This window comes from Paracoccus sp. MC1854 (genome assembly GCF_014164635.1).
Taxonomy (GTDB): domain Bacteria; phylum Pseudomonadota; class Alphaproteobacteria; order Rhodobacterales; family Rhodobacteraceae; genus Paracoccus.
Genome location: NZ_JACJFU010000004.1, coordinates 133790 through 146063, shown reverse-complemented (window position 1 = coordinate 146063; position 12274 = coordinate 133790). Strand labels below are relative to the sequence as shown.

Genomic DNA, 12274 nt, shown 5'->3' with positions numbered 1-12274 from the left:
CTTTCGGATCAGTTCGCGGCAGGCGCGGGGGCGGTGGGCGCCACCGTGACGCCGGTCGGGCCGCAGTCGCGGACCAGTTGCTCGAAGCGGGCGGCCAGCCAGCCGGGCGCGTCCTGCGGGATCTGCTGGTTCAGTTCGCCGCTCATCTGCTGGAAGACCTGGGCGGAACGCGACTGGTCCACCATCGCGACCCGCTGCGTCGTCATCACCCGGTCGTAGACGATGAAGGCGATCACGACCAGCAGGATGCCGCGGGCCACGCCGAAGAGAAAGCCCATGCCCTGATCGACCCCGCCCAGCGCCGACCGCTGCACGACCGACGAGAACAGCGGCGTCAGGATGGAAAACACCACCAGCGCCAGGGCGAAGACCACGGCAAATCCCGCGATCATGCCAAGTTCGCAGTTGTCAGCGATGATGCTGTCCACGTAAGGGATCTGGGCGATCATCGGGCGCAGGGTCGCGGCAAAGACGAAGGCCAGCACGGCCGCGCCGATCCAGCCCATGATCGCCAGCGATTCGCGCACGAAGCCGCGCGAATAGGCGAGGATCGCCGACAGAATGATGACGGCGGCCACAATGCCGTCGATCAGGGTGAATCCGTCCATCTTCTACCGCCCTCTGTGCGGGCCTTGGCCCGGCATGATTGGGGCGGTCATCCGGCTCCGAATGTCTCGCCCGTGAAACTGGTCAGATCGGCGACCCGCGCAAGGCTCATGCCGCCGCCGCCCTCGACCTTCTGGACCTCGGGCAGGATGGCCCGGGAAAAACCAAGTTTCTGCGCCTCTTTCAACCTGTTTTCCGCCTGCGCCACAGGACGCAGCGCGCCCGACAGGCTGATCTCGCCGAAAAACACCGTTTCGGCGGGCAGGGCGTGGTCTTCCCGCGCACTCAGCAGCGCTGCCGCGATGGCAAGGTCGGCGGCGGGTTCCACGACCCGCATCCCGCCCGCGACGTTCAGGAACACATCCAGCCCGGCAAAGGGGATGCCGCACCGGGCCTCAAGCACGGCGAGGATGGTGGACACACGGCCACTGTCCAGACCCACCACCGTCCGGCGCGGCGCGGCGAGCGTCGAGGGTGCCACCAGCGCCTGAACCTCGGTCAGCACGGGCCGTGTGCCCTCGATGCCGGCGAAGACGGCGCTGCCGGGCACAGGCTCGCCCCGTTCGGACAGGAACAGGGCCGAGGGGTTGGCGACTTCGGACAGCCCGCCGCCGGTCATCTCGAAGACGCCGATCTCGCCCGAGGGACCGAAGCGGTTCTTGACCGCGCGCAGGATACGGAACTGGTGGCCGCGCTCGCCCTCGAAGTAAAGCACCGTGTCCACCATGTGCTCGACCACGCGGGGACCGGCGATCTGGCCGTCCTTGGTGACATGGCCGACGAGGATCACGGCGACGCCGGATCGCTTGGCGAAGGTCACAAGCTCGTGGGCTGCGGCGCGGACCTGCCCCACGCTGCCCGGCGCGGCCTCGACCGTGTCGGACCACAGCGTCTGGATGGAATCGATCACCGCCACCTCGGGTCGTTCCGTGTCCAGCGTCGTCAGGATGTCGCGCAGCGCCGTTTCCGTCCCCAGCCGCACCGGCGCGTCCGAAAGCCCCAGCCGTTGCGCCCGCATCCGTAACTGCGCGCCGGCTTCCTCGCCGCTGATATAGACGGCCGAGGTGCCCCGGCGGGCGAAGGCCGCGGCAGCCTGCAGCATCAGGGTCGATTTCCCGATCCCCGGATCGCCGCCGACAAGGATCGCGCTGCCGGGGACCAGTCCGCCGCCCAGGACCCGGTCCAGTTCCTCGATGCCCGAGGGCGCGCGGGCGGGCGGCGGCTCGGTCGAGGACAGCCCGCTCAGCGGGATCGTGCGGCCGCGCTGGGCGCCGAGGCCCCGGCCCGGTCCCTGGCTCAGCGGCGCTTCCTCGACGATGGTGTTCCATTCGCCGCAGGCCTCGCAGCGGCCGGACCACTTGCGATGCGCGGCACCGCAGGCGGTGCAGGTGAAGGAGGTGACGGGCTTGGCCATGCCGGCCTATGTGGCAGCCCCACCGGGCGGCCGCAAGCGCGGCGGAACCTATCTAGCAGGCGGTGGTTGGACCGCAGCACCAGCAAGGGAACGGTCATGGCAGACGGAAGCGAGGTCGCGGGGGCAACCGCCCGGTCAGGAACGCGCGCTCCGCCAAGCGACCGGCCTGACATCCGCACCGTGCTGCTGGCGCTGATCGCGCTGGTCGTGATCGGCTGGGGCCTGCGCGCGACCGGCGCCGTGGTTATCCCGCTGGTCTCGTCGATCCTGATCGCGCTGGCGGTGATGCCCGTGCGCGACCGGGTGCGGGACCGGATGCCCGACAAGCTGAAATGGCTGGGCGTCACCTCGGCCATGGCGTTGATCCTGCTGGTGGTGGCGCTGTTCTTCGGGGCGCTGTGGCTGGCCGCGCAGCAGGTGATCGCCGAGTTCCCCTCGGGCGAGGAGATCGCGCAGATGCTGCCGCAGGACGGGTCCGAGGACGAGGCGTCGGGCGGCGACACCGCCCCGGCCCTGCCCCTGAGCCTGCCCGGCGACGGGGCCGAGGCGGGGGCCGAGGCCTTCTCCGACGGCGAGGGATCGGGGCTTGAGGGGATGCTGTCGGGGTCCGGCGGCGATCTCGCGTCCCGGATGGCCAGCGGCATGGCCAGCGTGCTTGGCAGCGTGGCGACGACGGTCCTCAACTCGGCGGTCGGGCTCGGCTCGGCGCTGGTCATCATCTTCTTCTTCACCCTGCTGATCCTGATCGAAAGCGGCGACTGGCGGCGGAAGATCGCCACCATCACCCATCCGCGCGACGAATGGCGGCTGACCGAGTCCGCCGAGGTGATCGCGCAGAAGATCCGCGCCTACCTGCTCATCCGGGCAGCGCTGGGCGTCATCACCGCCGCGCTTTACGGGCTGTGGCTGTGGTTCTTCGGCGCGGGGCTGATCCTCGTCTGGGTGATCCTGACGTTCCTTCTGAACTTCATCCCCACGGTCGGCTCGATCATCGCGGGGCTGCTGCCGGTGATCTATGTCTTCATGACGCAGGACATCGGCACCGCGGTTGCGGTTGGCCTCGGCATCCTCGTCATCGAGCAGGTCATGGGCAATTACGTCGATCCCAAGGTCGAGGGGAAGCGCGTCTCCGTCTCTCCACTGGTCGTGCTGGTGGGGCTTCTGGCCTGGTCCTGGATCTGGGGCATTCCCGGCGCCCTGCTGGCGGTGCCCGTCACGGTGGCGCTGGTCGTGCTGGGCGCCCATGTGCCGGTGCTGCGCCCCTGGGCGCTGCTGCTGTCCGACCGCACCGACATGAAGGGGCTGAAGGACGCCACCCGCCCGGACTGACGGCAAGGCCGCCCGGGGCTCTGCCCCATCGTCGTATACGACGATCCCGGGATATTTACCCCGAAGAAGATGGGCATGAGGCTCACGGGGTTGTCGCCTTGCATCGGGCGGGGTCTGCAGCCATTGCAGGGCGCGAGTGACGAAAGGCCCCCGCATGGCGAACCCAGCCCCCTTTGCGCGCTATGAGTTCATGATCGCCTGGCGCTATCTGCGCGCGCGCCGCGCCGAGGGGGGCGTGTCGGTCATGACCTGGATCAGCCTGATCGGCATCGCGCTGGGGGTGATGGCGCTGATCGCCACGCTGGCCGTCCGCTCGGGCTTCCGGGCCGAGTTCGTGGACACGATCCTTGGTGCCAACGCCCATTCGACGGTCTACCTGCCGCCAAGCTCGATCGTGAACGAGCTGACGGACGAGGTTTATACGGTCGCGGGCACGATTTCCGACTATCCCGCCGCCGTCACCCGGATCGAGGCTCTGCCCGGCGTCGAGCGCGCCGATCCCGTCGTGCGCGGGCAGGTGATGGCGAGTGTGGCGGATCGGTCGAACGTGGCCGAGGTCTACGGCCTGAGTGCCGAGGACCTTGCCGCCATCCCCCGTGTCGCCAACCCGGAAACGGCCGAGGGCAACCTGTCCGATTTTGACGAAGGCGTGGCCATCGGCATCGGCATGGCGCGGGAACTGGGGGTGAATGTCGGGGACCTGGTGCAACTGATCTCGCCCCACGGGGCGCAGACGGCCTTCGGCACGACGCCGCGCATCGCCACCTATCCGGTCGTCTATGTCTTCTCCGCCGGTCGCTATGACATCGACCGCACCCGCATCTACATGCCCTTGGCCGAGGCGCAGTCCTTCTTCAACCGCGAGGGCGTCGTGGACGAGATCCAGGTCTTCGTTTCCGACCCCGAGGGCGTGGATGCGCTGACGATGCCCCTAATGCAGGCGCTGCCGGGCGGGATCGTCTGGACGTGGCGCGACGCCTCGGGGTCGTTCCTGTCGGCGCTGGACATCGAGGATGACGTGATGTTCGTCATCCTGTCGGTGCTGGTGCTGATCGCATCGATGAACATCACCAGCGGCCTCATCATGCTGGTCAAGAACAAGGGCCGCGACATCGGCATCCTGCGGACCATGGGCCTGACGGAAGGGGCGATCCTGCGCGTCTTCTTCCTCTGCGGAGCCTTCACCGGGATCATCGGCACCATCGCCGGGGTGATCCTGGGCGTCCTTCTGGCGCTGAACGTGGACAGCATCATGGCGGGGATCAACTGGTTCTCGGGCGGGGGCGCCTGGGACGCCTCGGTGCGCGGCATCTATCGCCTGCCCGCCGAGTTGCGCGGCATCGACATCGCCAAGGCGGTGGGGCTGTCGCTGACCCTGTCCTTCATCGTCACCATCTTCCCGGCCCGCCGCGCGGCCCGCATGAACCCGGTCGAGGCCCTGCGCTATGAATGACGTGCTGCGGCTGGAAGGCATCGCCAAGACCTACAACCCCGGCACCCCCGCCGCCGTCGAGGTGCTGCGCGGCTTGGACCTGTCGGTCGCAAAGGGTGAGATCGTGGCGCTGGTCGCCCCTTCGGGCGCGGGCAAATCGACGCTGCTGCATGTCGCGGGGCTGCTGGACACGCCCGACGCGGGCCGCGTGGTGCTGAACGGGCGCGACATGACGGGCCTGCCCGACCGCACCCGGACCGAGGCGCGGCGGCGCGAAGTGGGCTTCGTCTACCAGTTCCACCACCTGCTGCCCGAGTTCACCGCGCTGGAAAACATCGTTCTGCCGCAGCATGCCAACGGCGTGGTGGATGGCGCTGCCCGCGCCCGCGCGGCGGACTTGCTGGACCACGTGGGCCTGACGCCCCGCGCCGATCACCGCCCGGCGGCGCTGTCCGGGGGCGAGCAGCAGCGCGTAGCCTTCTGCCGTGCCCTGGCCAACGCGCCCTCGCTGCTGCTGGCGGACGAGCCGACGGGGAACCTCGACCCCGCCACCTCGGACCGGGTTTTCGACGTGCTGATGGCGCTGGTGCGCGAGACGGGGATGGCTGCGCTGATCGCCACGCACAACATGGAACTTGCCGGGCGGATGGACAGGCTGGTGCGGCTGGACCGCACTGCGCCTGCCGCTGCATGAGGCTGTTGCGAATATAGTCGGGTTGCTGGCCTCGGCTGGCAGACCCCGGCAGGCCGCTGCAGCAAGGCCGTGCGCCGTCGCAGGGCTGAAGAGGCCGCCGCTTACCGCTTGACGAACTTGAAGAAGCGGCTTTCGGACCCGTCCTTGGTTTCCTCCTGATAAAGGAAGGCGATGGCGCGGTCCTCGAAGACCTGAAAGAACTCCTCCCACGGGATTTCTTCCAGTTTCTCGTCGCGCTCGGCGAAATCGACACGCAGGATGCCCTCGCCGTCCTCGCCCTTGGTGCCCTTGACGACGGTGGGGATGCCGCCGCGCTTTTCGATCCATTCACGGATCGTGTCGTGGTCGGTGGTGGTCTCGCCGGATGACAGGGGTTCTCTCCTGCTTCGGGTTGGGGACAGAACGCTGCGGGCGGGCAGTCTTCCTAGACGTCGCCGATGGGCGTGCCGTGATGGGACCAACTGTCGATTTCCGCGGCCACAAGCTGCTGCAAACGCCACATGTAGGGATCGTCGAGACCATGCGCGGCGAGCGCGGCGGTGGTGCGCTGCAGATACTCGGCCCCCGACCCGGCATGACCGCAGGCACGGGCGAGCCGCCGGGCCTGTTCCTCGACCGGCAGATGCACCAGCGTCTGGCCAACCGTCCCGGCGTAGAAGGTCAGCGCGTCTTCGGTCCCGCGTTCGGTTTCCACCGTGATCCAGCAGGCGTTCCGGACCAGTTCCTGCGCCACCAGTTCCCGCCGCAGGATCGCGCGCAGCGAGTCGCGTTCGGTTCCCGGCGCGATCTCCATCACCAGCCCGGCGCAGGTGCCGCCCGGTTCCAGCGCCAGCATGAGACCGGGGCAGTCGGGCGAGCCGCGCCAGTGGTCGAGGTGGATGCAGAAGCTGCGGTGCCAGCCGGGCGCGGTGCCCTTGCGAATTGCGCCCACCTCGAAGCCCGGATTCCAGATCAGCGAGCCGTAGGAGAAGATCGGCACCGGACGGGGCCGGCCTGCGGTCAGTTCCTCGGCCAGCGCATCCAGGTCGTCGTCGGTCAGCAGCGTCCAGCAGGCATCGTAGGGCGGCTCGTCCACCGAGCGGTGGGCGCGGGCGACATGGGCGGGGGTGAGGGCGAGGCTTTGATCGTTGATCATCTAGGCCTATGATCTAAGGGTTAAGTAAACATTCTTGCAGACTAAATAATCAATTACGAACAAAACCACCTGCGACGCCATTGGCTACAATCTCTTCAATAAAACCTAAAGGCCAAACTATTCCAATTGTGGCCGCAAACTGATCTGAGGTGTCTATGCGGCCGGAATAAATACCGCATGGCACAAATTCTGCCTCTAACAAACTGCTCGCCTGAGTGCCATCGTCTAGCATTATAACTTCATTTCTCCGGTAAAATACCGGTGAGCCAGACATTCCAGGTCTTGTTGCAACATCTATGAAAAATTTTCGGGCATACTCTCCATCAAGCAAAGGCTCCGCCGCTATAGTCCCTCGTTTCCATATAGGAAGCGCCATTTCAATAGGAAATTTTTCCGGAAAGCCCACAATAAACACATCATTTGCAACTCGCAAGCCATTGCTCATGTTGACTGGCAGGCTTATATTAACTGGAGCTATAGCTGTCGTATCATTTGGGTTATTTATGTTAATCGGAAGCACAGCTACATCAACTTCCTGTCCCTTTGGGTGCATCTTCCATAATGGTTTCTCGCTCGATGATTGAAGGGGGAAGTTGCCAGTATGCAATTCTATTTCCCTCTCATCTGAGATCAGTTTTGCTGGGAACTGAACTTCAACTTCATCAGGTATGGCCAGAGAGGAATGTTTCGCTGCCCCTGTGTAAATGTCTCTCCCAAAAAAGACATGCCAATTACTAACTAGGTGCATAGAGCCGGCATTTTCATAAATGAACCCTGTCGCTCGACTAATAATTTGACCGCGAGCCAGAAGTGCTAAAGGACGGGCTACCAAAGAGGGATAGCGAACGCGATAGCGAGCAAATCTTACAGCACTTGCCTCACGATAATATCCCGAGGTCATTGCTTCATCCTCTCACACATCCAGCCCCTCGTCCCCCACGAACTGCGCGTTCTCGCTGATATACTGGAAACGCAGCTCGGGCTTTTTCCCCATCAGGCGTTCCACCAGATCGCCTGTCTCGCCGCCTTCCTCCTCGTCGATGCTGACGCGGATCAGCTTGCGGCTGGCCGGGTTCATGGTGGTGTCCTTGAGGTCCTTGGCATCCATCTCGCCCAGACCCTTGAAGCGCTGCACGTCGATCTTGCCCTTGCCGCCAATGCCCTTGGCCAGCCACGCTTCTTTCTCGGCGTCGTCCGCGACATAGACGCGGGCCGCCCCTTGCGTCAGCCGGTAAAGCGGCGGGCAGGCGAGATACAGGTGCCCCTTGTCGATCAGGGGCCGCATCTGGATGAAGAAGAAGGTCATCAGCAGGCTGGCGATATGCGCGCCGTCCACGTCGGCGTCGGTCATGATGATGACCTTGTCATAGCGCAGGTCGTCCACCTTGAAGCGGGTCCCCATGCCCACGCCCAGCGCCTGGCACAGATCCGCGATCTCTTGGTTCTGGCCGAGCTTCGACGAGGACGCGCCCAGCACGTTCAGGATCTTGCCCCGGATGGGCATGATCGCCTGCGTCGTGCGTTCGCGCGCCGACTTGGCCGAGCCGCCCGCCGAGTCGCCCTCGACGATGAACAGTTCCGTCCCCTCGCGGGCGTTGGCCGAGCAGTCCACCAGCTTGCCGGGCAGGCGCAGCTTCTTGGTGGCCGACTTCCGCGCGGTTTCCTTTTCCTGACGGCGGCGCAGGCGTTCCTCGGCCCGCAGCACCAGGAAGTCGAGGATCGCGCCCGCCGACTTCGTATCCGCAGCCAGCCAGTTGTCGAAGTGGTCGCGCACCGCACCCTCGACCAGACGTGCGGCCTCGGCGGTGGCGAGGCGGTCCTTGGTCTGGCCGACGAACTCGGGGTCGGCGATGAAGCAGGACACCAGCGCGCAGCCGCCGGTCAGCAGGTCGTCGCGGGTGATGTTCTCCGCCTTGCGGTTCTTCGTGAGTTCCCCATAGGCGCGGATGCCCTTGAGGATGGCGGTCCAGAAGCCCGCCTCATGCGTGCCGCCTTCGGGGGTCGGCACGGTGTTGCAGTAGGACTGGATGAAGCCGTCGCGCGAGGGCGTCCAGTTGATCGCCCATTCGACCTTGCCGGGGACGCCGAAGCGCTCGCGGAACTCGACCAGCCCGGCAAAGGGCCGGTCGGCGTAGGTGCTGGCCTTGCCGATCTGCTCGGACAGGTAGTCCGACAGCCCGCCGGGGAAGTGGAAGGTCGCCTCGCGCGGGGTCTCGCCGTCGTCGATCTCGGTCTTCCAGCGGATTTCAACGCCGGAATGCAGGTAGGCCTTGGACTTGACCATCCGCATCATGCGCGAGGGCTTGAGGCGATGGTGGCCGAAGATCTGCTCGTCGGGATGGAAGGTGACGGTGGTGCCGCGACGGTTCGGGGCGGGGCCGACCTTTTCCACCGGACCCTGCGGGATGCCGCGGCTGAAGCTTTGCCGCCACAGCTCGCGGTTCCGGGCGACCTCGACCACCATGCTGTCCGACAGCGCGTTCACGACCGAGGCGCCGACGCCGTGCAAGCCGCCCGAGGTCTGATAGGCGCCTTCGGTGAACTTGCCGCCCGCGTGCAGGGTGCAGAGGATCACCTCCAGCGCCGACTTGCCGGGGAACTTGGGGTGCGGATCGACGGGGATGCCGCGCCCGTTGTCGCGCACCACGACCGAGTGGTCGGCGCGCAGCTCGACCTCGATGCGGCTGGCGTGGCCGGCGACGGCCTCGTCCATCGCGTTGTCGAGGATCTCGGCAACCAGATGGTGCAGCGCGCGTTCGTCGGTGCCGCCGATATACATGCCGGGGCGCTTGCGGACGGGTTCCAGCCCTTCCAGCACCTCGATCGAGGCGGCGGAATAGCTGTCGGTGGCCGCTTGCGCGCCCGAAAGAAGGTCGTCGGACATGGGTATTCTTGCCTGTGATGATGCGGCGTCATGCCACGAAGGGGCTGGTCGGGGCAATCCTGCCCCGGCCGGGGTAGCGGCTCACGCCCGCTCGCGCAGCCACTCGGCCAACTGGCCGTCGTCGATATGCCCTTGGGCGAGGGCGATGATCTGCTGACCCATCACGTCTTCAGGCACGTCAGGCTCGATGCCGCCGTTCCAGTCCAGCACCACCTGCATGACGCGATAGGCGGTGCGCTTGTTGGCGTCGTTGAAGCAATGCCCCTGCGCGATGGCCATCGCGTAGGCAGTGGCTAGCGCATACACATCCTCGATCATGCCATAGGAGAGGCGGTTCTCGACCCGTGCGAGCGCACCTTCAAGCGACTTGTCGCGGGCACGGCCGGGCAACTCGCCCGGGTTCAGGACGATGTCGTGAACCTCCTCGACCAGTTCGGCCGAGGGCAGCAGGTATTCCATCGCGACCTCACTTGTCCTTCAGATAGTTCAGGACAGGCTGGGCGCGCTCACGCGTGCGTTCCAATGCGGCAAGCATTTCCTCACGGGTCGCATAGCGCGAAGTTACCTTTTCGGTCGCCTCGGCAGGCACCAGATACCCCACCAGCGCCGAGTTCCGCAGGATCGCCACCGGCTTGCCGCCCGAGCGTTCCAGCACCTTATGCGGCTCGCGCAGTTCGGTCATGGTAGCGATGTGGTTGGTCAGCAGACGGGTCATGGTTATGGCTCCCAAGCAGGTGTCATCAATATAGATAATGCAGTATGTATTTCAATGTTCCTCTGCGGCCCGCGCCTTCCACATCTTCTGGAACGCAGGCCGGTCATGGCAAGCGGTCAGCCATGCCTGCACAGCCGGAAACTGGCCCATCAGCTCGCCGTAATCCGACGCGTAGCGGACGATTTCCGCCACGTTCAGGTCGGCTACGGTGAAGCGGCCCCCAACCAGATGGCCGTGCGTCGCCAGATGATCCTCCAGCACCTTCATCGGGCGGACCAGCCGTTCCGCCGCATCGGCGATCAGGGTGACGTCCTCGCCCGACTGCTGGCGGCCCGTGTGCAGCATCATGATCGTCAGCGCGTCCGGCTCGACCGAGGTTGCCGCGTAGAAGGACCATTGCAGCATCAGCGCCTCTTCGGCGGCATCACGGGGCGCAAGCTCGCCGCCGTGCTTCTTCGCCAGATACAGAGTGCAGGCGAGCGATTCCGACAGCACCATCCCGTCATCCTCGATCACCGGGATCGCGCCGGCGGGCGACAGCGCCAGGAAGGACGGCGAGCGGGTGTTGACCGGCGCATCCGGCGCATCCGGGAAGGGCAGCTTGTAGGCCTGGATCACCCGCTCCTGCCGGAAGGGCAGGCCGAGTTCGTGGCAAAGCCAGACGATGCGGGATGCGCGGGAACGGGTGACGCCGTGGATGGTCAGCATGGAAAACCTCAGGGGCCGGAAGGGACTGCGCGCCCATGAAAGGCCGCCGGTGCGCGGCGTCAACAGGAAGGAAGTCCAACCCCCCGTTTCCACTCGCAATCCCCTTTGGACAGGAATAAAGCGGCAGCCAGCAACCGGCGGATGACCCGCCCCTGAAAGGACGAAGATGGCCGCAGAACCGCGCATCATCACCACGACCGAAGACCTCGCGGCATTCTGCGAACTCGCCAAGGCCCAGCCCTATGTGACGCTCGACACCGAGTTCCTGCGCGAGCGGACCTATTATTCCAAGCTCTGCCTGATCCAGATGGCGCTGCCTCCCGCATCCGGTCCCAAGGCCGAGGGGGGACCCGCCACGCTGGTCGATCCGCTGGCGCCGGGCCTGTCGCTTGAACCGCTGTATGACCTGTTCCGCCATACCGCGACGGTCAAGGTCTTCCACGCCGCCCGGCAGGATCTGGAGATCTTCTTCCACGACGCGGGCGTATTCCCCGATCCGCTGTTCGACACCCAGGTCGCGGCGATGGTCTGCGGCTTCGGCGAGCAGGCAGGATACGAGACGCTGGTCAAGCGCATCGCCAAGCAGCCGCTGGACAAGTCCTCGCGCTTCACCGACTGGTCGCGCCGTCCGCTGACGCAGGCGCAGGCAGAATATGCGCTGGCCGACGTGACCCATCTGCGGGCGATCTACGAATTCCTTTCGGCGCAGTTGCAGAAGACCGGGCGGGATGCGTGGGTGGCGGAAGAGGCGCAGGCGCTCATCAACCCCGAGACCTACATCAGCCGCCCCGAGGAAGCGTGGGAACGGGTGCGGACGCGCTCCGGCTCTCCGCGCTTCCTGGCGGTGGTGCGGGAACTTGCGCGGTTCCGGGAAATCTATGCCCAGACCCGCGATATTCCCCGCTCGCGCGTGTTCAAGGACGACGCGATGATCGAACTGGCCTCGACCAAGCCGCTGACCGAGGATGACCTTGGCAAGTCGCGCCTGCTTCTGCGCGATGCGCGGCGGGGCGAGATCGCGCAGGGCATCCTTGAGGCCGTGAAGGCCGGCATCGAGGCCACCGACCTGCCCAAGGTCGCCCCTGACGAGCCGGGCAAGCCCGGCAACGCGGCGCTGTCGCAACTGCTGCGGGTTCTCTTGCAGGCCAAGGCCGATGCGGCGGGGGTCGCGCCCAAGCTGATCGCCTCGTCGTCGGAACTGGACGCCATCGCCACGGGGGCGCGCGACTTGCCCGCGCTGTCGGGCTGGCGGGCCGAGGTCTTCGGCGAGGACGCGCTGCGGCTGACACAGGGCAAGATCGCGCTGTCGGCGCAGGGCGGCGCGGTGCGGGTGGTCGTGGTCGGCTGACACCGGGCC

At 66.0% G+C, this 12274-nt stretch carries 13 protein-coding genes; 4 read left to right on the top strand and 9 right to left on the bottom strand.

Going from position 1 to position 12274, the window contains the following annotated elements; translation table 11 throughout:
* Nucleotides 1–8 precede the first annotated feature (8 nt).
* A complete protein-coding gene (locus H5395_RS05220) occupies nt 9–608 on the bottom strand; it encodes a CvpA family protein (RefSeq protein WP_182791457.1) in 600 nt (199 codons plus the stop codon).
* Between the two features lie 47 nt (nt 609–655).
* Entirely contained in the window at nt 656–2020 is a 1365-nt protein-coding gene (radA, locus tag H5395_RS05215; protein ID WP_182791456.1) for a DNA repair protein RadA, read from the bottom strand.
* 96 nt (nt 2021–2116) lie between these two features.
* On the opposite strand from radA, the gene H5395_RS05210 reads away from it, so the two are divergent.
* The 3 genes from H5395_RS05210 (at nt 2117) to H5395_RS05200 (ending at nt 5475) form a co-directional block, all read left to right on the top strand.
* Nucleotides 2117–3349: an AI-2E family transporter gene (locus H5395_RS05210; RefSeq protein ID WP_182791455.1), complete on the top strand. Its 1233-nt coding sequence runs from the start codon at nt 2117–2119 to the stop codon at nt 3347–3349.
* A gap of 154 nt (nt 3350–3503) precedes the next feature.
* Nucleotides 3504–4802: a lipoprotein-releasing ABC transporter permease subunit gene (locus H5395_RS05205; RefSeq protein ID WP_182791454.1), complete on the top strand. Its 1299-nt coding sequence runs from the start codon at nt 3504–3506 to the stop codon at nt 4800–4802.
* Nucleotides 4795–5475 carry an ABC transporter ATP-binding protein gene (locus H5395_RS05200; protein WP_182791453.1) on the top strand — a complete coding sequence of 227 codons (681 nt, stop codon included), beginning with the start codon at nt 4795–4797 and terminating at the stop codon, nt 5473–5475. Before H5395_RS05205 ends, H5395_RS05200 begins: the two co-directional genes overlap by 8 nt.
* 101 nt (nt 5476–5576) lie before the next feature.
* Here H5395_RS05200 and H5395_RS05195 read toward each other — a convergent pair whose 3' ends face one another.
* From H5395_RS05195 to H5395_RS05165, 7 genes are all read right to left on the bottom strand, one after another.
* Nucleotides 5577–5936, bottom strand: a complete 360-nt coding sequence (locus H5395_RS05195) for a hypothetical protein (RefSeq protein WP_234450822.1) — start codon at nt 5934–5936, stop codon at nt 5577–5579.
* Nucleotides 5900–6610, bottom strand: a complete 711-nt coding sequence (locus tag H5395_RS05190; protein WP_182791452.1) for a gamma-glutamylcyclotransferase — start codon at nt 6608–6610, stop codon at nt 5900–5902. The genes H5395_RS05195 and H5395_RS05190 overlap by 37 nt, the downstream gene beginning before the upstream one ends.
* 49 nt (nt 6611–6659) lie before the next feature.
* A complete protein-coding gene (locus tag H5395_RS05185) occupies nt 6660–7511 on the bottom strand; it encodes a serine protease (RefSeq protein WP_182791451.1) in 852 nt (283 codons plus the stop codon).
* Between the two features lie 12 nt (nt 7512–7523).
* Nucleotides 7524–9494 carry a DNA topoisomerase IV subunit B gene (parE, locus tag H5395_RS05180; protein ID WP_182791450.1) on the bottom strand — a complete coding sequence of 657 codons (1971 nt, stop codon included), beginning with the start codon at nt 9492–9494 and terminating at the stop codon, nt 7524–7526.
* A gap of 81 nt (nt 9495–9575) precedes the next feature.
* A complete protein-coding gene (locus H5395_RS05175) occupies nt 9576–9953 on the bottom strand; it encodes a type II toxin-antitoxin system death-on-curing family toxin (protein WP_182791449.1) in 378 nt (125 codons plus the stop codon).
* Between the two features lie 7 nt (nt 9954–9960).
* Entirely contained in the window at nt 9961–10209 is a 249-nt protein-coding gene (locus H5395_RS05170; protein ID WP_182791448.1) for a hypothetical protein, read from the bottom strand.
* 51 nt (nt 10210–10260) lie between these two features.
* Nucleotides 10261–10917 (bottom strand): glutathione S-transferase family protein, encoded by a 657-nt coding sequence (locus H5395_RS05165; protein WP_182791447.1) that lies wholly within the window; start codon nt 10915–10917, stop codon nt 10261–10263.
* Nucleotides 10918–11083: 166 nt separating this feature from the next.
* Here H5395_RS05165 and rnd point away from each other — a divergent pair, with 166 nt between their 5' ends.
* Nucleotides 11084–12265 (top strand): ribonuclease D, encoded by a 1182-nt coding sequence (gene rnd, locus H5395_RS05160; RefSeq protein WP_182791446.1) that lies wholly within the window; start codon nt 11084–11086, stop codon nt 12263–12265.
* Nucleotides 12266–12274 lie beyond the last annotated feature (9 nt).